Origin of the sequence: Streptomyces sp. NPDC012835 (genome assembly GCF_042900885.1) — a bacterium.
Classification (GTDB): Bacteria; Actinomycetota; Actinomycetes; order Streptomycetales; family Streptomycetaceae; genus Streptomyces.
In genome coordinates this window covers 726,275-748,288 of record NZ_JBIBBW010000004.1, presented here as the reverse complement: position 1 = coordinate 748,288, position 22,014 = coordinate 726,275, and the positions used below count along the sequence as shown (strand labels likewise).

At 70.8% G+C, this 22,014-nt stretch carries 19 protein-coding genes and 1 riboswitch; of the genes, 13 read left to right on the top strand and 6 right to left on the bottom strand.

Annotated features, from left to right (window positions below):
• The first annotated feature begins 174 nt into the window (after nucleotides 1-174).
• The 10 genes from ACFY6S_RS21400 (at nucleotide 175) to ACFY6S_RS21355 (ending at nucleotide 10,294) form a co-directional block, all read left to right on the top strand.
• A complete protein-coding gene (locus ACFY6S_RS21400; RefSeq protein WP_388829741.1) occupies nucleotides 175-783 on the top strand; it encodes a CDP-alcohol phosphatidyltransferase family protein in 609 nt (202 codons plus the stop codon).
• A gap of 134 nt (nucleotides 784-917) precedes the next feature.
• The gene (locus tag ACFY6S_RS21395) at nucleotides 918-3,413 is read left to right on the top strand and encodes a sugar phosphate nucleotidyltransferase (protein ID WP_388829744.1); all 2,496 of its coding nucleotides are present in this window, start codon (nucleotides 918-920) and stop codon (nucleotides 3,411-3,413) included.
• A gap of 112 nt (nucleotides 3,414-3,525) precedes the next feature.
• On the top strand, nucleotides 3,526-4,455 hold the full coding sequence (locus ACFY6S_RS21390; protein ID WP_388829747.1) for a DUF881 domain-containing protein: 930 nt from the start codon (nucleotides 3,526-3,528) through the stop codon (nucleotides 4,453-4,455).
• A complete protein-coding gene (locus tag ACFY6S_RS21385; RefSeq protein ID WP_023543062.1) occupies nucleotides 4,452-4,784 on the top strand; it encodes a small basic family protein in 333 nt (110 codons plus the stop codon). The genes ACFY6S_RS21390 and ACFY6S_RS21385 overlap by 4 nt, the downstream gene beginning before the upstream one ends.
• Before the next feature lie 5 nt (nucleotides 4,785-4,789).
• Nucleotides 4,790-5,641 carry a DUF881 domain-containing protein gene (locus tag ACFY6S_RS21380; RefSeq protein ID WP_388829750.1) on the top strand — a complete coding sequence of 284 codons (852 nt, stop codon included), beginning with the start codon at nucleotides 4,790-4,792 and terminating at the stop codon, nucleotides 5,639-5,641.
• 70 nt (nucleotides 5,642-5,711) lie between these two features.
• Complete coding sequence (locus ACFY6S_RS21375; RefSeq protein ID WP_388829753.1) at nucleotides 5,712-6,617, top strand: FHA domain-containing protein; 906 nt, start codon at nucleotides 5,712-5,714, stop codon at nucleotides 6,615-6,617.
• Between the two features lie 19 nt (nucleotides 6,618-6,636).
• Nucleotides 6,637-7,374: a MerR family transcriptional regulator gene (locus tag ACFY6S_RS21370; protein ID WP_388829756.1), complete on the top strand. Its 738-nt coding sequence runs from the start codon at nucleotides 6,637-6,639 to the stop codon at nucleotides 7,372-7,374.
• Between the two features lie 53 nt (nucleotides 7,375-7,427).
• On the top strand, nucleotides 7,428-7,901 hold the full coding sequence (locus ACFY6S_RS21365) for a bifunctional nuclease family protein (RefSeq protein ID WP_006123076.1): 474 nt from the start codon (nucleotides 7,428-7,430) through the stop codon (nucleotides 7,899-7,901).
• A 177-nt stretch (nucleotides 7,902-8,078) separates the two neighbouring features.
• Nucleotides 8,079-8,648 carry a MerR family transcriptional regulator gene (locus ACFY6S_RS21360; RefSeq protein ID WP_388829759.1) on the top strand — a complete coding sequence of 190 codons (570 nt, stop codon included), beginning with the start codon at nucleotides 8,079-8,081 and terminating at the stop codon, nucleotides 8,646-8,648.
• A gap of 59 nt (nucleotides 8,649-8,707) precedes the next feature.
• Complete coding sequence (locus tag ACFY6S_RS21355; RefSeq protein WP_388829762.1) at nucleotides 8,708-10,294, top strand: DNA polymerase IV; 1,587 nt, start codon at nucleotides 8,708-8,710, stop codon at nucleotides 10,292-10,294.
• Here the strand turns inward: ACFY6S_RS21355 and ACFY6S_RS21350 are convergent.
• Nucleotides 10,189-10,587, bottom strand: coding sequence for a PRC-barrel domain-containing protein (locus tag ACFY6S_RS21350; protein ID WP_388829765.1), 399 nt, complete (start codon nucleotides 10,585-10,587; stop codon nucleotides 10,189-10,191). The two genes, ACFY6S_RS21355 and ACFY6S_RS21350, sit on opposite strands and share 106 nt — an antisense overlap.
• Nucleotides 10,588-10,700: 113 nt before the next feature.
• Nucleotides 10,701-10,798, top strand: a riboswitch (glycine riboswitch).
• Between the two features lie 178 nt (nucleotides 10,799-10,976).
• On the opposite strand from ACFY6S_RS21350, the gene gcvP reads away from it, so the two are divergent.
• Nucleotides 10,977-13,862: an aminomethyl-transferring glycine dehydrogenase gene (gene gcvP / locus ACFY6S_RS21345; protein ID WP_388829768.1), complete on the top strand. Its 2,886-nt coding sequence runs from the start codon at nucleotides 10,977-10,979 to the stop codon at nucleotides 13,860-13,862.
• Between the two features lie 120 nt (nucleotides 13,863-13,982).
• Here the strand turns inward: gcvP and ACFY6S_RS21340 are convergent, their stop codons facing one another.
• Nucleotides 13,983-14,189, bottom strand: a complete 207-nt coding sequence (locus ACFY6S_RS21340; RefSeq protein ID WP_388829771.1) for a DUF5999 family protein — start codon at nucleotides 14,187-14,189, stop codon at nucleotides 13,983-13,985.
• A 413-nt stretch (nucleotides 14,190-14,602) separates the two neighbouring features.
• Entirely contained in the window at nucleotides 14,603-15,205 is a 603-nt protein-coding gene (locus ACFY6S_RS21335; protein WP_388829774.1) for a hypothetical protein, read from the bottom strand.
• 506 nt (nucleotides 15,206-15,711) lie between these two features.
• On the opposite strand from ACFY6S_RS21335, the gene ACFY6S_RS21330 reads away from it, so the two are divergent.
• Complete coding sequence (locus ACFY6S_RS21330; protein WP_388829776.1) at nucleotides 15,712-17,238, top strand: glutamate--cysteine ligase; 1,527 nt, start codon at nucleotides 15,712-15,714, stop codon at nucleotides 17,236-17,238.
• Nucleotides 17,239-17,352: 114 nt separating this feature from the next.
• On the opposite strand, the gene ACFY6S_RS21325 is transcribed toward ACFY6S_RS21330, so the two are convergent.
• On the bottom strand, nucleotides 17,353-19,152 hold the full coding sequence (locus ACFY6S_RS21325; RefSeq protein WP_388829779.1) for a substrate-binding domain-containing protein: 1,800 nt from the start codon (nucleotides 19,150-19,152) through the stop codon (nucleotides 17,353-17,355).
• 131 nt (nucleotides 19,153-19,283) lie between these two features.
• Between ACFY6S_RS21325 and ACFY6S_RS21320 the strand changes: the two genes are divergently transcribed.
• A complete protein-coding gene (locus ACFY6S_RS21320) occupies nucleotides 19,284-20,105 on the top strand; it encodes a CPBP family intramembrane glutamic endopeptidase (RefSeq protein ID WP_388829782.1) in 822 nt (273 codons plus the stop codon).
• Between the two features lie 48 nt (nucleotides 20,106-20,153).
• Here ACFY6S_RS21320 and ACFY6S_RS21315 read toward each other — a convergent pair whose 3' ends face one another.
• Both ACFY6S_RS21315 and ACFY6S_RS21310 read right to left on the bottom strand, forming a co-directional pair.
• Nucleotides 20,154-20,972 (bottom strand): PhzF family phenazine biosynthesis protein, encoded by an 819-nt coding sequence (locus tag ACFY6S_RS21315; protein WP_388829785.1) that lies wholly within the window; start codon nucleotides 20,970-20,972, stop codon nucleotides 20,154-20,156.
• Between the two features lie 312 nt (nucleotides 20,973-21,284).
• Complete coding sequence (locus ACFY6S_RS21310) at nucleotides 21,285-21,962, bottom strand: 1,4-alpha-glucan branching protein (protein ID WP_388829788.1); 678 nt, start codon at nucleotides 21,960-21,962, stop codon at nucleotides 21,285-21,287.
• Between the last annotated feature and the right edge of the window lie 52 nt (nucleotides 21,963-22,014).

Below are 22,014 nucleotides of genomic sequence, written 5' to 3'. Positions count from 1 at the left end.
AGGGGGGACCCTGTGGGAGAGTAGGACGCCGCCGAACAATCATTGTGGGAATGCCCCGCACCAGGTATCTGGTGCGGGGCATTTCTGCGTTCAGGACCCCCTGAGCCCCCTGGCCGCCGGCGCTGAGGGTAAGGTCAGGAGGCATCGTTGGCACGTTACACAGGAGGCCCCCGGGTGGAGGTCCAGGAGACTCGCGTTCAGACGGACCGGGTACTCACCATCCCCAACATCCTCAGCATGGCCCGCCTGGTCGGCGTTCCGCTCTTCCTGTGGCTGATTCTTCGCCCTGAGTTCGGCGGCCCCAACAGCGACCTGTGGGCCCTGCTGGTCCTGATGTTGAGCGGAATCAGCGACTATCTCGACGGCAAGCTCGCCCGCCGCTGGAACCAGATCAGCAGCCTGGGGCGGGTCCTCGACCCCGCCGCCGACCGGCTGTACATCCTTTCCACCCTGGTTGGCCTCACCTGGCGCGAGATCCTTCCGCTCTGGCTCACGGCGGCCCTTTTGGCCCGTGAACTGATGCTTCTGGTCATGGTCGCCATCCTTCGCCGCCACGGTTATCCGCCGCCCCAGGTGAACTTCCTCGGAAAGGCGGCTACCTTCAACTTGATGTACGCCTTCCCACTGCTGCTCCTCAGTGACAGAAGTGGATGGCTTGCGTCACTCGCCGAAGTTTTCGGATGGGCGTTCGCAGGATGGGGTACAAGTCTGTATTGGTGGGCAGGAGTCCTCTATGTGGTCCAGGTCCGCCGGCTCGTCAAGGCGGACACCCTGGCCGATTGAGCTCGTCACAGTGGTGCCGCGCAGCGTCGCGTCGGCCCGCGCCTGACCCACCAAGGAGCCTCTGTTCCTCCGACCCGGGCGGCCCAGACGGGTGAAGTCGGCGAGCCCGTCTCTTCAAGGAGGACGCTTCCGACATGAAGGCCGTCGTGATGGCCGGTGGCGAAGGCACTCGACTTCGCCCCATGACCTCAAGCATGCCCAAGCCGCTCCTGCCGGTCGTGAACCGGCCGATCATGGAGCATGTGCTGCGGCTGCTCAAGCGTCATGGTCTCAATGAGACCGTCGTAACCGTGCAATTCCTCGCCTCCCTCGTCAAGAACTATTTCGGCGACGGTGAAGAGCTCGGCATGGAGCTGACCTACGCCAACGAGGAGAAGCCGCTCGGTACCGCAGGGAGCGTCAAGAACGCCGAGGAAGCGCTGAAGGACGACGCCTTCCTCGTGATCTCCGGTGACGCCCTCACCGACTTCGACCTGACCGACCTCATCGCCTTCCACAAGGAGAAGGGCGCACTGGTCACCGTGTGCCTGACCCGGGTGCCGAATCCACTGGAATTCGGTATCACGATCGTGGACGAGCAAGGAAAGGTCGAACGCTTCCTGGAGAAGCCCACCTGGGGTCAGGTCTTCTCGGACACCGTCAACACCGGCATCTACGTGATGGAGCCCGAGGTCTTCGACTACGTCGAGGCCGATGTCTCCGTGGACTGGTCCGGCGACGTCTTCCCGCAGCTCATGAAGGAGGGCAAGCCCATCTTCGGCTACATCGCCGAGGGCTACTGGGAGGACGTCGGCACACACGAGAGCTACGTCAAGGCCCAGGCCGACGTGCTGGAGGGCAAAGTCGACGTCGACATCGACGGCTTCGAGATCTCTCCCGGTGTCTGGGTGGCCGAGGGCGCCGAAGTCCATCCCGACGCCGTGCTGCGGGGGCCGCTGTACATCGGTGACTACGCGAAGGTCGAGGCGGACGCGGAAATCCGCGAACACACCGTCGTCGGATCGAACGTCGTCGTCAAAACCGGCGCCTTCCTGCACCGGGCGGTGGTGCACGACAACGTGTACATCGGGCAGCACTGCAATCTGCGCGGCTGCGTGATCGGCAAGAACACCGACATCATGCGGGCCGCCAGGATCGAGGACGGCGCGGTCATCGGCGACGAATGTCTCGTCGGTGAGGAATCGATCATCCAGGGGAATGTGCGGGTCTACCCGTTCAAGACCATCGAGGCCGGCGCGTTCGTCAACACCTCGGTGATCTGGGAGTCCAGGGGGCAGGCGAACCTCTTCGGCGCCCGAGGTGTCTCCGGCATCCTGAACGTCGAGATCACACCCGAGGTCGCGGTGCGGCTGGCGGGCGCCTACGCCACCACGCTGAAGAAGGGATCCACCGTCACCACGGCGCGTGACCACTCACGTGGTGCGCGCGCCCTCAAGCGGGCCGTGATCTCCTCGCTCCAGTCCAGCGCCATCGACGTGCGGGACCTGGAGAACGTGCCACTGCCCGTGGCCCGGCAGCAGACCGCCAGGGGCAGCGCCGGCGGCATCATGATCCGTACCTCGCCCGGGGTACCGGACTCCGTCGACATCATGTTCTTCGACGAACGCGGCGCCGACCTGTCACAGGCCGGCCAGCGCAAACTGGACCGGGTGTACGCGCGCCAGGAGTACCGTCGCGCGTTCCCCGGCGAGATCGGGGATCTGCACTTCCCGTCCAGCGTCTTCGACTCGTACACCGGCTCGTTGCTCCGCAACGTCGACACGACGGGCATCTCCGAGGCCGGCCTCAAGGTCGTGGTCGACGCGTCCAACGGCAGCGCCGGGCTCGTCCTGCCCAGCCTGCTGGGCCGGCTCGGTGTCGACGCGCTGACCATCAACCCCGGCCTCGACGAGTCCCGGCCGACCGAAACGGCCGAATCCCGTCGCTCCGGGCTGGTCAGGCTCGGCGAGATCGTGGCCTCGGCGCGGGCCGCGTTCGGCGTCCGGTTCGACCCCGTCGGTGAGCGGCTCTCGCTCGTGGACGAGCGCGGCCGGATCATCGAGGACGACCGGGCGCTGCTGGTGCTGCTCGATCTGGTCGCCGCCGAGCGGCGCAGCGGGCGGGTGGCGCTGCCGGTGACCACGACGAGGATCGCCGAGCAGGTCGCCGCGTACCACGGCACGCAGGTCGAATGGACGACGACGTCGCCCGACGATCTGACCCGGGTGGGCCGCGAGGAGACCACGATCTTCGGTGGAGACGGCCGGGGAGCGTTCATCGTGCCGGAGTTCAGCAGCGTGCTGGACGGTACGGCCGCCTTCGTGCGGCTCATCGGGCTGGTGGCGCGTACGCAGCTGACCCTGAGCCAGATCGACGCCCGCATTCCGCGCGCCCATGTCCTGCGGCGGGATCTGGCCACTCCCTGGGCCGTCAAGGGTCTTGTGATGCGCAGTGTCGTCGAAGCGGCCGGGGACCGTCAGGTGGACACCACCGACGGTGTACGGGTGGTCGAGGCCGACGGGCGCTGGGTGATGGTGCTGCCCGACCCCTCCGAGGCCGTCACCCATCTGTGGGCCGAGGGTCCGGACGACGCGTCGGCCCAGGCGCTGCTCGACGAGTGGTCGTCCGTCGTGGACAGCGCCGGGCACTGAGGCGGTTCGCGGCTCCGGCACCCCGAGGTGCCGGGCGGTTCCTGAAGGACCGCCCGGCGCCTCGGGTGGGGCCATTCGGCGGTAGCCTTCGCGACGTGCGACGATGTGCGGCATGTCGCAGCAGTCCCCCGATCGGAGCACCGTTTCTCCGCACGCGCGCCCCGACGCGTCGATGTCGCTGCTGAACAACGTGATGAACCACAGCCTCGACGAGGGGTATGCCGAGGCGTCGGCCCGCAGGGCCGCCGAGGAGGGCGGGCTGCCCCGTACCCTCAGGGCGAAGCTGGGCCTGGCGGCCGGACTGGTGCTGGCCGCTCTGGTGGTCACCGTCGGCGCGGCCCAGGCGCGGATCTCCGCCCCGGTCGTGGCCAAGGAGCGCGAGGAGCTCATCGACCGCATCGACGCGGAGACCTCGACGGCCGACACTCTGGAGCGGACCGTCGAGAAGCTGCGTGGCGAGGTCGGTGACCGGCAGCGCGCGGCGCTGCGGTTCCAGGGCGGCGACCAGGGGGAGTTGGTCGGGCTGCTGGCCGGCGCGACCCCCGTGGCGGGCCCCGGGGTGAAGCTCGTGGTGGACGATGCCAAGGACGCCTCCTCGGGCGGCGGCGGACCCCGCGAGAGCAGTGGGTTCTCCGACACCGGCCGGGTCCGGGACCGCGACATGCAGCGGGTCGTCAACGGACTGTGGGAGTCCGGCGCCGAGGCGATCGCGATCAACGACCAGCGGCTGACGTCCCTGTCGGCGATCAGGGCCGCCGGCGACGCCATACTGGTCGACAACAGGCCCCTGGTGCCGCCGTACACCGTGCTGGCGGTGGGGGACGGCAAGAAGCTGAGCAAGGCGTTTCAAGCCGGTGTCGACGGTCTGTATCTGCGTTCCCTGCGGGATGACTTCGGCATCCGCACCAAGATCTCCGAAGAGGGGGAGGTGCGGCTGCCCGCCGCGCCGAGCCTGATCGTACGTACAGCAGAGCCGAAGGACGCCGCCCCCGCGAAAGGCAACGGGCGGCGCGCGGCAGACACCGAGAAGGGCACAACGTGATCGCCGTACTGGGCCTCGTCGTGGGAGTCGTGGTCGGGCTGTTGGTCCGGCCCGAGGTGCCGGCAGTGGTCGAGCCCTACCTGCCCATCGCCGTCGTCGCCGCGCTCGACGCGGTCTTCGGGGGCCTGCGGGCCATGCTCGACGGCATCTTCGTCGACAAGGTGTTCGTCGTCTCCTTCCTGTCGAACGTGGTCGTCGCCGCGCTCATCGTCTTCCTGGGCGACAAGCTGGGCGTCGGTGCCCAGCTGTCCACCGGCGTGGTCGTCGTGTTCGGCATCCGGATCTTCTCCAACGCTGCCGCGATCCGCCGGCACGTGTTCCGGGCGTGAGGCCGATGAACGACGAGAACCAGCCGGGCGGGCCGACACCGGGCGAGCCGGGCCCCGGCGACGCGACGCGGAACGGTGTCCCGCCGGACGCGCAAGGCGCCACCAGAGTCCCGGCCACGCCGCGTGAGCCCCAACAGCTCACCGGGCGCCAGCGGTTGGCGGCCGGGTTGTGGCCGCCGCGGGTGACGCGGGCTCAGCTCGTCGTCGCCCTGCTGCTGTTCGTCCTCGGCCTGGGCCTCGCGATCCAGGTCAGGTCCAACAACGACGACAGCGCGCTGCGAGGGGCCCGCCAGGAGGACTTGGTACGGATCCTGGACGAGCTGGACAACCGTACGCAGCGGCTGGAGGACGAGAAGTCCCGCCTGGACGACCAGCGCACCGAACTGGAGACCAGCTCGGACCAGGCGGAGGAGGCCCGCAAGCAGACGCGGGAGAAGGAACAGCAGCTGGGCGTCCTGGCGGGCACGGTAGCCGCGCAGGGGCCCGGGATCACACTGACCGTCGAGGACCCGAGCGGCACGGTCTCGCCCGACATGCTGCTCGACGCGCTCCAGGAGCTGCGCGCCGCGGGCGCCGAGGCCATCCAGGTCAACGAGGTCCGTGTCGTCGCCCGTACATACTTCTCCGGTACGGGTGGTGACGTCCAGGTGGACGGCAGGGCCGTCACCGCGCCGTACAGCTTCAAAGTCATCGGCAAGCCGCAGGATCTGGAGCCCGCCCTCAACATTCCCGGCGGGGTGGTCCAGACATTGGAGAAGGAGCAGGCCACAGCCACGGTGACACGTGCTGAGAAGATCATCGTGGATGCCTTGCGACCGGCGAAGCGTCCTGACTACGCTCGGTCGTCAGCACGGTGATGCAGCGGTGCATGGCAGTTGCCGGACGCGGGCATGAGGTTGCGGGGGGTCGGCGCGCGATCAGCGTGGTGTGTGGTGGAAACTGTCCGGTGGATACGGACGTTGTCAAGATGTCCGGGTCGGCAGGTGTGTTCATTCAGGGTTCGTCCTGCCCCACGGGCGGGTCTGTTTCGGTCAAGGGGAATCGCCCGTGAAGTTGTTTGGGAAGTTGTTCGGCAAGAGCGCGCGCGAGGACGGCGGTTCCAACCGCCATCGTGCATCGCGCCAGGGTGGGAGTGAGGAACCGAGCGGTGAGCGTCCGCTCTTCCGGGACCAGGTGGGTGGCGAGCCGGCGCCTGGTCACGGCGCGTCGTCTGTTGACCCTGCCGGTACCGGACGCATAGGTTTCGGGGAGTCATCTGCCCCCGGCGGGCAGTCCCGGCAGGAGGAACCCACGATGGCGGGCTTGCCGGTCTGTACGAGATGCGGGCACCGGAACGCCGAGGCGAGCCGGTTCTGCTCCAACTGCGGTGCGCCGCTGCGGGGCGGGGTCCCCGCGGAACGCGCGTCGGAGACGACCTCGACGATCTCCATCTCGGGTCTTGAGGCGTACGACTCGGAAGTGACCGGACAGACGTCGCTTCCCTCGCTGTCCCCGGAGGCACAGGCCGCCGTCGACGCCCTGCCGCCCGGCTCGGCGCTGCTGGTGGTGCGCCGCGGTCCCAATTCGGGCAGCCGCTTCCTCCTGGACGGCGATCTGACGACGGCCGGCCGTCACCCCGAGAGCGACATCTTCCTTGACGACGTGACCGTGTCCCGTCGTCACGTGGAGTTCCGCAGGGGCGCGGACGGGCACTTCACCTGCTCGGACGTGGGCAGCCTGAACGGTACGTACGTCAATCGTGAGCCGACCGATTCGGTCCTGCTGGCGAACGGCGACGAAGTCCAGATCGGCAAGTACCGGATGGTCTTCTACGCGAGCCAGCGGGGCGTGTGACCCTCACCAGGGAAGGTCCATGCTGCGAACATCCAAGGGCGGTGCCGGACACGGCACCGCCCGCACGGCCGAGCCTCTGATCAGCATCGGCGCGGTGCTGGCCAGGCTGCGGGACGAGTTTCCCGAGGTCTCGATCTCCAAGATCCGCTTCCTGGACGCCGAGGGCCTCGTCGAACCGAGCAGAACACCCTCCGGCTACCGCAAATTCAGCCCCGACGACGTCGAGCGGCTGGCCCGGATCCTGCGCATGCAGCGGGACCACTATCTGCCGCTCAAGGTCATCAGAGAGCATCTGGACGCCCTGGCGCGGGGCGAGCGGGTTCAGCTGCCCCCGCCGCAGCGCGGGCCGCTGGAGGGCGTCCCGGACGCCGAATCGGGGCACCCGACCGTCGCGCGGATCGGCCGGGACGAGCTGCTGGCCGCCGCCGAGGTCTCCGAGAGCGCGCTGGAGGAGTGGGAGTCGTACGGACTCATCACCCCGTTGCGGGAGGGCGGGTACGACGCCGAGGCCGTCACCGTGGCGAAACTTGTCTCGGATCTCGGACGCTTCGGTCTGGAGCCACGGCATCTGCGCGTGATGAAAGCGGCCGCCGAGCGCGAGGCGGGACTGGTCGAGCAGGTGGTGGCGCCGCTGCGCCGGCACCGTAACCCGCAGACCAGAGCCCATGCCGAGGCGACCGCCAAGGAGCTGGCCACGCTCTCCGTACGGCTGCATCAGGCCCTGTTCCGCACGGCCCTCGGGGACCACCGGTACTGATCACGGGGGAGTCCGACTACCCAAACCTGCCGGGCACGTCCTAGGGTTGCTGTGTGAACGAGCTCGACGTTGTGGGTGTCCGGGTGGAAATGCCCTCCAACCAACCGATCGTGCTCCTGCGTGAAGTGGGAGGCGACCGCTACCTCCCCATCTGGATCGGACCGGGGGAGGCGACCGCGATCGCCTTCGCTCAGCAGGGCATGGCCCCGGCCCGGCCGCTGACCCATGATCTCTTCAAGGACGTGCTGGAAGCGGTCGGCCAGGAGCTGACCGAGGTCCGGATCACGGACCTGCGCGAAGGGGTCTTCTACGCGGAGCTGGTCTTCGCGAGCGGGGTCGAGGTGAGCGCCAGGCCGTCGGACGCCATAGCGCTGGCACTGCGCACGGGCACGCCGATCTACGGCAGTGACGGGGTTCTGGACGATGCCGGCATCGCCATCCCGGACGAGCAGGAGGACGAGGTGGAGAAGTTCCGCGAGTTCCTCGACCAGATCTCTCCGGAGGACTTCGGGACCAACAGCCAGTGACCGACCGGAGCGCCGCACCGGTCCCCGTCCGGGCATTCGGTCAGCCTTTCCCCGTAACGGGACACGGGAAACCACTCTCAGGGTGATTATCACTCGGCGTGGCGAGTGTGGCGATCGTTGACGCACCCCTGGTGACTGCCTACCTTCGACAGGGCAGGTCAAGGACGGAGGGTCGGCGTGAGAAGCAGCGGCGACGGCAGGGCGGCGGGCGGTCCGTATCCGCTGCACGGCAGCGTGCCCGACCCCGGTGCGGAGGCGGTCGGCTACCGGGGTCCGACCGCGTGCGCGGCGGCGGGCATCACGTACCGCCAGTTGGACTACTGGGCGCGTACGGGGCTGGTGGAGCCGAGTGTGCGCCCGGCGTACGGATCGGGCACGCAGCGGCTCTACAGCTTCCGCGACGTGGTCGTCCTCAAGATCGTGAAGCGGTTCCTGGACACCGGGGTGGCCTTGCAGAACATCCGGGCCGCCGTGCAGCATCTGCGGGCCAGAGGCTTTCAGGATCTGGACCGGATGACCCTCATGAGCGATGGCGCGACCGTCCACGAGTGCACCTCGCCCGACGAGGTGGTGAGCCTGCTCCAGGGGGGCCAGGGCGTCTTCGGGATCGCCGTGGGCGTGGTCTGGCGGGATGTCGAGGCCGCGCTGTCGCAGCTGCACGGGGAGCGGATCGACACCGGTGAGACGCTGATCGGGAACAACCCGGCCGACGAGCTGGCGCGCAGGCGCCGTGACCGGGCCGTCTGACGCCGTCGTCGGCGGCGATGAGCGGCCCGTTGTCAGTGGCGTGAGGCAGCATCGGTGGTGTGAGATCCGCGCCGACGATCCTGCATCTGGACATGGATGCCTTCTACGCCGCCGCCGAGCAGGCGGCGAAGCCGAGTCTGCGCGGAAAACCGGTGGTGGTGGGCGGTCTCGGCCCGCGCGGGGTGGTCTCGACCGCCTCGTACGAGGCGAGACGGTTCGGGGTGCACTCGGCGATGCCGATGGCCCAGGCCAGACGCCTCGCGCCGAACGCCGCGTATCTCGTGCCGCGCTTTGCGCTCTACCGCGAGGTCAGCGAGCAGGTCATGAGGCTGCTGGGGGCCCTCTCGCCGCTGGTGGAGCCGCTGAGCCTGGACGAGGCGTTCGTGGACCTGGAGGCGGGCGGATCGGCCCATGACACCGCCTCGGCGCTGGCGGCCGGTGAGCGGCTGCGCCGGGACATCAGGGCGGCGACCGGGCTGGCGGGCTCGGTCGGGCTCGCCGGCTCCAAGATGCTGGCGAAGATCGGCTCGGAGCAGGCCAAGCCCGACGGCCTGGTCCTCATAGAGCCGGGTACGGAGCGGGCGCTGCTGGGGCCCCTGTCCGTACGGACCCTGCCGGGGGTGGGCCCCGCGACCGGGGAGCACCTGCGCCGGGCCGGGATGACGACGGTCGCCCATCTGGCGGAGGCGGGCGAGGACGAACTCGTACGGCTGCTGGGCAGGGCCCACGGCGCCTCGCTGTACCGGATGGCCCGGGGGCACGACGACCGGCCCGTGGTCTCCGACCGCGAGACCAAGTCGGTGTCCGTGGAGGACACCTTCGACATCGACCTGCACGACCGGGTGCGGGTGCGCGCCGAGGTCGACCGGCTCGCCGAGCGGTGCGTGGGACGGCTGCGGGCGGCCGGGCACTCGGGCCGCACCGTCGTCCTGAAGGTCCGGCGGTACGACTTCTCCACGCTGACCCGTTCGGAGACGCTGCGCGGGCCCACGGACGACCCGGGAGTGGTGCGCGAGGCCGCCGGGCGGCTGCTGGAGGCGGTGGACACCACCGGCGGGGTGCGGCTGCTGGGGGTGGGGGTGACGGGGCTCGCGGACTTCACGCAGGAGGACCTGTTCGCCCAGGCGGCGGCCGACCGGGACCTGGCGGACCGGGCGGACGCGGCCATGGCGGCTGACAGCTCCGGTACGGCGCCGAAGGACCCGGAGGGCGACGGAGGGACACCGTCGGCGTCCGAGGCCGCGAGCGGGCCCGTGGCAGGGCCTTTGGCGGGCCCCCCGGAGCTGTCCGAGCGGCGCTTCCCCGCCGGACACGATGTGCGCCACACCGCGTTCGGGCCCGGCTGGGTGCAGGGCAGCGGGCTGCGGAGGGTGACCGTACGGTTCGAGGAACCGGGGTCCGCGCCCGGCCGGGTGCGGACGTTCTGGATCGACGACCCCGAACTGACCCTCTCCGAGCCGCTGCCCCTGGTGCCGGACCCTCCGCCGGGGCCGCGGGATCCCGACGTGCCGGAAGGCCCCGCGGTGCCCGGCGGACCCGGTCAGTCCTCCTGTCCGGCGAGCCGGCCGAAGTCGCGTTCCGAGTCCCGGTCGGAGAGGGACGCGGGGCGCTCCGGCGGCTGGGGATCGGGGAGGGCGAGACCGTAGTGGTGGTACAGCTGGAGTTCCTGGTCGGGGGAGAGGTGGCGGCCCACGCCGAAGTCGGGCGCGTCCTTGATCAGGGCGCGCGCGAACGGGACCAGCAGCCCGTTGTCGGCCAGCGTGCTGGGACCGAGCGGGACGAACGCGTCCCGGGTGAACAGGCCGGTGCGCACCGCCGCCCACTCCGGTACGCCGGTCGCGTCGTCCAGATACACCTCGTCGACCGTGCCGAGCTTGTTGCCGTCCCGGTCGAATGCCTTGCGCCCTATCAGGCTGCGCGGATCGATGTCGGTCTCCACGGTCCCTCCAACTGGTCACACCTGCTCGTAAGGACTACAGAAGTGCAGATCCCGGGCGGCGGCCACTCGAAAGCCGCCCCGGGAAGCCCGCTGGTAGGCTGGCGAACGGCTGCTGACCCCGTGCGGGAGAGTCCTCCGGTGAGACCACCGGAGGCGCCGAAGGAGCAAATCCTCCCCGGAATCTCTCAGGCCCCCGTACCGCGCGGACGAGGTCACTCTGGAAAGCAGGGCGGTGTCGGACGGCACCCGCTCTCACCGACGGTGAAAGCCGGACCGCCTCGCGGCGGACCGGTGAAGCTCTCAGGTCGAGATGACAGAGGGGGAGGCCGTCCGGGCACCCGCGTCCTGGTGCCCCTCGTAGGTCGTGGCAGACCAGGAGGCCCTCCGCAATGAACGCCCACCGCATTCCGCTCTCCCAGCTGGAGCGAGGCACCCCCTTCGAGCAGCGCCACATAGGTCCCGACGCGGGTGCCCAGGCGAAGATGCTGGCGCAGGTCGGTTACGGCTCGCTCGACGAGCTGACCGCCGCCGCCGTGCCCGACGTGATCAGGAGCGCCGAGGCGCTGCGGCTGCCCGAGGCCCGCACGGAGGCCGAGGTGCTGGCCGAGCTGCGCGGTCTCGCCGAGCGCAACCAGGTGCTCGCCCCGATGATCGGCCTCGGCTACTACGGCACGTTCACGCCGCCGGTGATCCTCCGCAATGTCATGGAGAACCCCGCCTGGTACACGGCGTACACGCCCTACCAGCCGGAGATCTCGCAGGGCCGGCTCGAAGCCCTGCTCAACTTCCAGACCGTGGTGGCCGAGCTGACCGGGCTGCCCACCTCCGGCGCCTCCCTGCTGGACGAGTCCACGGCGGCGGCCGAGGCGATGGCGCTCTCCCGGCGGGTCGGGAAGGTCAAGGGCGGCGTCTTCCTGGTGGACGCCGACACGCTGCCGCAGACCGTCGCCGTGATCGAGACCCGTGCCGAGCCGACCGGGGTGGAGGTCGTGGTCGCGGACCTGAGCGAGGGCATCCCCGACGGGATCGCGGAGCGCGGTGTCTTCGGTGTCCTCCTCCAGTACCCGGGCGCCTCCGGGGCCGTCCGGGACCTCCGCGCCGTGATCGAGCGGGCGCACGCGCTGGGCGCGGTCGTCACGGTCGCCGCCGACCTGCTCGCCCTGACGCTGCTGACGCCGCCCGGCGAGCTGGGCGCGGACATCGCGGTCGGCACCAGCCAGCGCTTCGGGGTGCCGATGGGCTTCGGCGGGCCGCACGCCGGGTTCATGGCCGTACGGGAGAAGTTCGCCCGCAGCCTGCCGGGCCGGCTCGTCGGGGTCTCCGTGGACGCCGACGGCAACAAGGCGTACCGGCTGGCGCTCCAGACCCGCGAGCAGCACATCCGCCGCGAGAAGGCCACCAGCAACATCTGCACCGCGCAGGTGCTGCTCGCCGTCATGGCCGGAATGTACGCGGTCTACCACGGCCCCGAGGGGCTGCGCTCCATCGCCCGCCGCACCCACCGCTACGCGACGCTGCTGGCCGAGGGCCTGCGGGCGGGCGGGGTCTCCATCGAGCACGGGGCGTACTTCGACACGCTGACTGCCGTCGTGCCCGGCCGCGCCGCCGAGGTGGTGGCCGCCGCCCGTGAGGGCGGGGTCAACCTCCGCCAGGTCGACGCCGACCGGGTCCTCGTGGCCTGCGACGAGACCACGGGCCGCGCCCAACTCGGCGCCGTCTGGAGCGCCTTCGGTGTCTCGGGCGACATCGAGGCGCTGGACGGGAGCACGGACGACGCCCTGCCGGCGGCGCTGCTGCGCGGCGACGACTATCTGACGCACCCCGTCTTCCACCAGTACCGCTCCGAGACGGCGATGCTGCGCTACCTGCGCCGGCTCGCCGACCGCGACTACGCGCTGGACCGCGGGATGATCCCGCTCGGCTCCTGCACGATGAAGCTGAACGCGACGACCGAGATGGAGCCGGTGACCTGGCCCGAGTTCGGGGCGCTGCACCCCTTCGCCCCGGCCGAGCAGGCGCAGGGCTATCTGACGCTCATCCGCGAGCTGGAGGAGCGCCTCGCCGAGGTCACCGGTTACGACGCGGTCTCCCTCCAGCCCAACGCCGGTTCGCAGGGCGAGCTGGCCGGTCTGCTCGCCGTGCGCGCCTACCACCGGGCCAACGGTGACACCGGGCGTACCGTCTGCCTCATCCCGTCGTCCGCGCACGGGACGAACGCGGCGAGCGCGGTGATGGCCGGTATGAAGGTCGTCGTCGTGAAGACCCGTGAGGACGGCGACGTCGACGTCGAGGATCTGCACGCCAAGATCGATCAGTACGGCCCGGAGCTGGCCGTCCTGATGGTCACCTACCCGTCCACGCACGGGGTGTTCGAGGAGCACATCGGCGACATCTGCGCGGCCGTGCACGACGCGGGCGGTCAGGTGTACGTGGACGGCGCGAACCTGAACGCGCTGGTGGGGCTGGCCAAGCCGGGCAGGTTCGGTTCGGACGTCTCGCACCTGAACCTGCACAAGACGTTCTGCATCCCGCACGGCGGCGGCGGTCCCGGCGTCGGCCCGGTCGGGGTGCGGGCCCACCTCGCCCCGTACCTGCCCAACCACCCGCTCCAGCCCGCGGCCGGGCCCGCGACGGGCGTGGGGCCGATCTCGGCGGCGCCGTGGGGCTCGGCCGGCATCCTGCCGATCTCCTGGGCGTACGTACGGCTGATGGGCGGCGACGGCCTCAAGCGCGCGACGCAGGTCGCCGTGCTGGCCGCCAACTACATCGCCAAGCGCCTGGAGCCGCACTACCCCGTGCTCTACACCGGGCCGAACGGGCTGGTCGCCCACGAGTGCATCGTGGATCTGCGGCCGCTGTCCAAGGCCAGCGGAGTCAGCGTCGACGACATCGCCAAGCGGCTGATCGACTACGGGTTCCACGCGCCGACGATGTCGTTCCCCGTGGCGGGCACGCTGATGATCGAGCCCACGGAGAGCGAGGACCTCAACGAGATCGACCGCTTCTGCGAGGCGATGATCGCCATTCGTACGGAGATCGAGAAGGTCGCCTCGGGCGAGTGGCCCGCCGACGACAACCCGCTGCGCAACGCCCCGCACACGGCGGCGGCGCTGGGGGGCGAGTGGGACCACGCGTACAGCCGGGGCGAGGCGGTCTTCCCGGCCGGTGTCCACGCCGCGGACAAGTACTGGCCGCCGGTCCGCCGGATCGACGGCGCCTTCGGCGACCGCAATCTGGTCTGCTCCTGCCCGCCGCTGGAGGAGTACGACCACTGAGCGGTCGGGCGACGAGCCGCTGAGGTGCCGCGCGGGCGGGGCCGAGGGCGGCGCGGGGCGGCATACGTCGGGGCCGGTGCGGAGGAAGTCTCCGGGCCGGCCCCCGTCATACCCGCGGCGTCAGGCCGCCGTCACCACGCGTTCGGTGCGCAGCGGCCGGTGCGGGGCGATGATCTTCCCGTTGGGCAGCAGCTCGCCGGTGTCCTCGAAGAGCAGAACGCCGTTGCACAGCAGACTCCAGCCCTGCTCCGGGTGGTGCGCCATCAGTCGGGCGGCGTCCCGGGCGGCGGAGTCGGCTGTCGGGCAGGCTGGTTGATGCTGGCACATGGGCGGGTTCTTTCGCTGAGTCGTGGTGAGAGTCCTGCGGCTCGATGGGTTCACGGCCGCCCCCCGAATCTGTCGTGTCCTGTCCTAAGGGCTGTCCCGTCATGCCCGCCGGGCATGACGGGACAGCCCTTAGTGTTGCCCCACGGACGGCGATCCGCAGGGATTTCGCGGCAGCGCTTCCTTCTGCTCAAGGACGCGTCACCCGGGCGGGCGGTTCAGCTCAACTGGGCTGACTTTTCGGATGGTTCGACGTGGTCCCAGCTGACTAGTCCGGATGGGCCATCGCCGTTCCGTGGATGGTCGTACGGGTGAGCGGCACCGTGCCCCGCGGCCGTCGGGGGCTGCGGGGCACAAGAGGCGCTGGCGCGGGGGCGGGGCGAGGAGTACGGGCGGCTGCCGTACGGTGCGGGGCTTCAGGCGGTGAGCAGCGGTGGCGGGGCGAGCCGCAGTCCGATCACCGGCAGCAGCTCGGCGACCCGGTGCGGACGGTGCGCGGCGATGCCCGGTGGGGCGGGCGCGAGGGGGACCAGGATGTCGGAGGGGGCGGGTGAGCCGGTGGCGGCGTCCGCCTCCGTGTCGCCGTGCAGCCAGAGCGTGAGCATGTACAGCTCGGGCACGGACAGCAGCCGTGGCTGGTACACGGTCGTCAGTCCGTCGGCCTGACGCAGCGCGCGCTCGGTGGCGGTGAGGTACGGGCCTTCGAAGAAGCGCGAGAAGGTCCAGCCGTCCGCGGTGAGCATCGTGTCGGCGGCGGCCACGGTGCGGTCGCCGCTCCGGATCAGGAAACGCCAGCCGGTCAGCCTGGTCCGCGGGGCACGGACCTCGGGCTCGGCCGCGCGGACCGCCGGGGTGACGTGATCGAGCACATGGACGGGGAGCGGGAGTTCGGGGCTGAGGGATCCCTGGACGGACTGGAGAGCGGGGGTGCGCGGATCGCGCACGGCGGTGGGGGAACTGAGTGCCGCGAGAACGCTGCGCAGGGCGGGCGCCGGGGCCGGGGGTACTTGCAGCGGCATGGTGGGTTGCCTCTCACTCAGGAGACAGGGTGATGCGTGAGGTGGAGCATGACTTCTGCGGACGTCGCTGTCGGCATGCGGGGTCAGAGGTGGGCTCCAGCACGGGTACGGCCGGACGCCGACTCTCTGCCTCGTACGCGGAGTTTATACGACGCGTGTTCACATCATGTTTCTTCTAGCTGTCCCGGATATTGCGGACAAGACACTATTAAGTCGTTCTCCCGCTGACTTTCCGTGGATAAAGCCTGAACAGAGGGTGCCTGGCCTGGAGTGATTCGCCCGGCGGGGACGGCTGAAACTCGTCTGCGTTATTCGCCGCGGAGCGGGCAGAGGAATCACAGCGCACGCCATGCCAAGGGAATGTGCCGCACGACTACAGGGCAACACTAGCGGTCCCGGCGCGTCAACGGGGCGGTAAGACGTTACGGATCACCAGGCGTGGGCATTATCGATCGTGACGCGAGCGGCCGGTGCCGCGGGCTGCCCACTGGAGGAGGGACCCTTCGATGGGGGAGAAGGTCGAAGCGGACGGTTCCGACCTGTCCGATCGGCAGAAATACCGCAGGAAGCTGCAGCAGTGCCTGGCGGTGCTGGAGCGGCTCCTGGCGGAGGAGCGGTTCGACCGGCCCAAGAATCTGATGGGCCTGGAGATCGAACTGAATCTGGCGGGCTCCGACGGGATGCCCCGCATGATGAATGCGGAGGTGCTGAAGCGCATCGCGAGCGGTGATTTCCAGACCGAACTCGGAATGTTCAACCTGGAAGTAAATGTGGCGCCGCACCGGCTGGGCGGCCGCGTTCTCGATCAGCTCGCGGAAGAACTGCGCACCGGACTGGGATATGCCCACCGAAAAGCGACGGAGGTGGACGCCGGGATCGTGATGATCGGAATTCTCCCGACGCTCACCCGGCAGGACGTGGTCTCCGCGAATCTCTCCGACGTGGACCGCTACACGCTCCTCAACCAGCAGATGGTCGCGGCCAGGGGAGAGGATTTCACTCTCGACATCGAGGGGGTGGAACGGCTCACCTGCACCTCGGCCTCGATCACTCCCGAAGCCGCCTGCACCTCCGTGCAACTCCACCTCCAGGTCACCCCCGACCGCTTCGCCGACGTGTGGAACGCGGCGCAGTGCGTGGCCGCCGTGCAGGTGGCACTCGGTGCCAACGCGCCCTTCCTGTTCGGCCATGAACTACTGCGCGAGTCACGGCCGCCGCTGTTCGAACAGGCCACGGACACCAGGCCGCCCGAGCTGAAGGCGCAGGGCGTACGGCCCAGGACCTGGTTCGGGGAGCGCTGGATCGACTCCGCCTACGACCTCTTCGAGGAGAACCTGCGGTACTTCCCGCCGCTGCTGCCGATCTGCGAGGACGAGGAACCTCTCGCGGTGCTCGACGGCGGGCGCGTGCCGGCCCTCCAGGAGCTGGCGCTGCACAACGGCACCGTCTACCGCTGGAACCGGCCGGTGTACGAGGTGGCCGACGGGGTTCCCCATCTGCGCGTGGAGAACCGGGTACTGCCGGCGGGCCCCACGGTCACCGACGTCATCGCCAACGCGGCCTTCTACTACGGACTGGTGCGGGCGCTCGCCGAGGACGCCCGGCCGGTGTGGAAGCGGCTGCCCTTCGCCGACGCGGCCGCCAACTTCGACACGGCCTGCCGCCACGGCATAGACGCCGAGCTGCGCTGGCCGCGCCCGGGGCGGCCCGCCGGGGTCACCACGGTGCCGGTCGTCAAGCTCGTACGGGACGAACTGCTGCCGCTCGCCGCGGCCGGGCTCGACGCGTGGAACGTCGGGCCGGCGGACCGCGACTTCTACCTCGGGGTGATCGAGGAGCGGTGCAAGCGGCGGGTGAACGGGGCCTCGTGGCAGGTGGACACCTTCCACCGGGCGCTGGAGGCCGGGCTCGACCGCGACACGGCGCTGGCGGCCACCACCCGGCGGTACGCCGAGCTGATGCACCGGGGCGATCCCGTGCACACCTGGCCGGTGGAGGACCCCCCGGACGCCGTCGTCGGGGAGATCCGGTGAGCTGAGCGAGCGGGAGGACGGGAAGAGGGCGGTTTCGCGCGCGGTACGGGCGGGGCCGCCCTCGCCCCGTCCCCTACGGTGCCGGGCCCGTGCCCCGCGCGGGCCCCGTCCCGTTCAGGACGTCGTCGACCCCGCCGACAGCATGATCGCCCGGAGCAGTACGGACCGGATGTCGGCGGGGTCGCTCACCTCGTACCCCGCCCCACCGGTGGCCTTCGCCACCTTGTCGACCTCGGCACGGTCGGCGTCCGGGCCGACGGCGACCGCGATCAGCGGCACCGGGCGCTCGGGATCGGCGAGCGCCTTGAGCCGCTTGATCAGCTCACCCCGCCCGATACCGTCGTCGTCCTTGTCGGAGCCGTCGGTGAGGATCACCAGCGCGTTGAACTTGCCCTTCGCGTAGGTGGCCCGGGCCTGGCCGTACGCGGCCAGGATCGTGTCGTACAGCCCGGTGTCCGCGTCCGGGACGGGTCTGAGCGCGCTGACCGCGTCCGACAGCCGCTCGCGATGGGTACCACCGCCGGTGACCGGCTCCCCGAGCCGCGCCGTCCTCTCCAGCTCGCGATAGTCCTTCCTGCCGTCGAGCCGCGTGGCGAACTCCCACAGGCCGATCTCGTCCTCCGGGCCGAACTGCGACAGCGCCCGCAGCAGCGACGCCTTGGTGACGTCCATCCGGCTCTGCCCGTCCCGGCCCGGCACCGGCGCGGCCATCGACCCCGAGGCATCGACGACGGTCGTCAGCCTCGCGCTGCGTACCGTCACCGTCCACAGCCCGAGCGTCCGCTGCACCGTCTCCGCGGACGGCGGCCACGCGTCCGCGCCGTCGTACGGCTGGGGTGAACGGCCGCCCGCCGTGCGCAGCACATCGCCGCGGACCGGGGTGTTCGCCACCCGGAAGCCGTGCTTCTCCAGCGTCCGGTACGAGGGCTCCTCGCCGAGCAGCGCCATGAAGCGCATCGCGGCACGGCTCTGGTCCGTGCTCAGCGCCGTCTGGTCGACCAGGCTGTACGGGTAGTCGAGCACCGGCGCGGCGTCGGTCGGATAGAAGAGACCGAGAGCGGCGACCCCGTTGCCCTCGGAGTTGTGGGCGAACGCGGCCTGCTCGGAGAGCAGCAGCGCCTCGTTGCGGCGCGGGTTGCCCTTCTCCGCTCCGGAGTCGTCCTGGGCCAGGGTGTCCAGCAGCCGCAGGTCCGAATCGGCCACCCGCTGCGACAGCAGCCGCGCGGTGGCGGCGGCGAGGGTGTCGCCCCCGCCGTCGCCACCGCCCCCGCCCTCGCGTTCGCCCTGCCGCGCGGACTCGGCGACACTGCTCAGCGCGAGCAGCCCGGTGGCGCTGCGCACCGGATCGGCCGAGCCGAGGCGGGGGCGGCCGGTGTCGGTCGCCGCCGTCGCCAACTCGGCCCAGGTGTACGTCTTCCGGGGCCAGCCGAGTGTCCGCGCGGACCGGGGCACGGCGGCCAGCGCCACCGGGGAGGACGCCACATTGCCCGCGGGGGCCAGTGGAGTCCCGTCCCCGGAACCCTTGGCGCGGTCCACCCACACGTCGGAGTCCGGCACCCACACCTGGTAGCCCGGTGCGGCGCCGGAGGCGAGCGCCGCGGCGACCTTGAAGTTCTCCTGTGCGCCCACCCGTATGTCGAGACAGTTGCCGTCGGAGGTCACCCGGTCCCGCCGGGCACGCTCGGCGACCTCGCGGAGCGCGGGCGCGATGTCCGGGGACGCGGCGATGTCCAGCCGTACGGGAGCCGTGGCGCAGGGCGCGCCGAACGAGAGCAGACCGGTGCGCGCCGCGGCTCCGGCGCCGGCGGCCACCGCCAGCACGAGCGCGGCGGCGACGGCGGCGCGTCGGCGGCGCGGCGAACGGGCCCTGCCCGCGCTTGTCGCCCGCGCGTCGGGCAAGCTGTGACGTCCCATGACGGTGACGCCCCTCCTCGGCTTCGTGAAGGGTGGGAAGAAAGGGGCCTCGGAGCGGATCGGAGCGGATCGCGCGATCTTCGTACCCGCATTCGAGACCTTAGCGGCAGCGGTGGTTTTCAATACCGGGAATGACTCAACTGGAGGCGAGTGTGCGGGTGGAGGCGGATCGGGTGGACGGTACCGGTCCGGGGGAGGCCATCTCCCACCGGACCCTGCGGTCGGAGACGCTGCTCGTACTGGCGCTCTCCCTGGGCGCGAGCGGCGTATCGGCGCTGATCAGGTTCATCGGTTCGCTGACGGCGCCGCAGGCGCTGAACGAGCAGGCGGCCCGGCTCAACTCGTCGGCCGCCCCCGGCCGGCCCTGGCTCGATCTGGCACTCCAGCTTTTCTACATCAGTACGGCCCTGGTGCCGGTCGCCCTGGTCGCGCATCTGCTGCTGCGGGAGGGCAGCGGTGTGCGGGACATCGGGTTCGACGGCCGGCGACCCTGGCCGGACCTGGGGCGCGGCACGCTGGTGGCGGCCGGGATCGGCAGCGCCGGGCTGGCGTTCTACCTGGTGATGCAGACGGCCGGGTTCAATCTGACGGTCGAGCCGGAATCGCTGCCCGACGTGTGGTGGAAGTTCCCGGTGCTGATCCTCTCGGCGGTGCAGAACTCCGTGCTGGAGGAGGTGATCGTCGTCGGGTATCTGCTCCGCCGGCTCGGGCAGCTCGGCTGGACGCCGATGGCCGCGCTGGTGGCGAGCGCGGTGCTGCGCGGCTCGTACCACCTCTATCAGGGGATCGGCGGCTTCATCGGCAACATGGTGATGGGTGTGGTGTTCGTGCTGCTCTACCGGCGCTGGGGGCGGGTCGGTCCGCTGGTGGTGGCCCACGCGCTGCTCGACATCGGGGCGTTCGTCGGGTACGCGCTGCTGGCCGGGAAGGTGGACTGGCTGCCCACCCTGTAGCGGCCGACCCGCCGTGACGGGTGCCGCCCACGGTGGCCCGGGGGCGGGTTACGGGGTGAGCAGTTCGCCGTCGATGACCGTGACCGCCCGGCCGGTGAGCAGCGTACGGTCGCCGCGCAGCGAGGTGTGGACCAGTCCGGTACGGGCGGAGCCCTGGAGGCCGGTGAGTTCCGTACGGCCCAGCCGGGCGGACCAGTACGGCGCGAGCGCGGTGTGGGCGCTTCCGGTCACCGGGTCCTCGTCGATCCCGACCTGGGGGAAGAAGCAGCGCGAGACGAAGTCGTAGCCGAGGGACGGGTCCTCGGCCGCCGCGGTCGCGATGACACCGCGCCGGGAGCAGGCGGCGAGGGCGCGGAGGTCGGGCGCCAGCGCGCGTACCGTCCGCTCGTCGGCGACTTCGACCAGCAGATCGCCGATGTGCTCCGCCGTGTCCCGCACCGCGACGGGCGACGTTCCCAGCGCTGCCGCCAGCCCGTCCGGCGGCGGGACCGGCGTCAGCGAGGACGTCGGGAAGTCGAGGGTCAGCGAGCCGTCCTCGTGCGCGGCGGCGCCGAGGATTCCGGAGCGGGTGGCGAACCGCAGCGCGCCGGTCGCGCGGCCCGTGGTGTGCAGGACGTGGGCGGTGGCCAGGGTGGCGTGGCCGCAGAGGTCGACCTCGGTGGTGGGGGTGAGCCAGCGCAGCGCCCAGTCCGCGTCACCGCCGGGCGGCAGCGGATGGGCGAAGGCCGTCTCGGAGAGGTTGACCTCGGCGGCGACCGACTGGAGCCAGTCGGTCTCCGGGAATTCGGCGGAGTCCAGCAGGAGGACCCCGGCGGGGTTGCCCGCGAAGGGGCGGTCGGTGAAGGCGTCCACGATTCGCATGCGCATGGGAGGAGCGTAGGAGGTGTGCGACCGACCCGGCCAAGGCCAATTCGGCCTCGGTGGCCCTACGATCAGCGTCGGCGGGACGCGCGCGGCGCAATCCCACGTGGTCGACCCGGAAGGTCGGGTGGCCGCGGCGCCGGACCGAGGCGCGGCGGCCCCCACCGCTCGCCGAACCGGCCGCCGCCGCGCGGCACGCGGTAACCGCCGTGCACCTCGGCGTCGTGGAGGTCCCAGCACCACTCCCGGTCGCCCCGAGTCCGGCGTGCGGAGTTTCGGGGCGACCGGCGGGCGGTCGCAGCGGATTGCGGGGTGGATTCAGGCGACATCGGCGACGGCGAACAGGCCGCGTGCCGAGGTGCCGTCCGGCAGCTGCCAGGGGGCGGTGACGTGTCCCTGGTGTGAGGCGTCCCGCGTCGGGAGCCCGTCCGGAAGGGGCTGGAGGACGCGGTTGACGCGGATGGTCAGCCGAGCGGAGCCGGCGGCGGGGCCGGTGCTGATGAGGACATCGGTGCCCTGAGCGCTGGTGGTCACGGAGATCAGGCCGGTCAGGGGGCCTTGGCCGGGGCCGGTGAACCGGCCCGTGACGGAGGTGTCGGGGGTGTCGCTCTCGTTCTGGTCCTGGGGGTCGGCCTCGCCGGTCATCAGGGCGAGGAGCTGGGCGACGAGCACCGGGTCGTGAGCGCCGTCGTAGACCCACCGCCGTCCGAGCACACCGTGCTCGGACGTGCCGATCAGGGCCTGGTCGGCGCCGTCGAGGGGTGCGCCGCGGTAGGTGACCGGCACGAGGTAGGTGGCCTCCCGGTCGCCGGACGTGTCGGTGACCACCATGAACTCGATTCCCACCCGGCCCTCGGGGTCGTCGAGACGGAAGCCGCCGGCCCTGGCGGGCGTCGGCGCCCGGTCTCCGCCCAGATACCAGGGCTGGGTCGGGAGCCATCCGGACAGCAGCTCGGCCTTGCTGGGGTTCATCGTCGTCCGGTGGATGACAGCCATGCCATGACTCCTTGTGCGTGCGACGGGATCGGCACGCCGAAACCTACCGGGC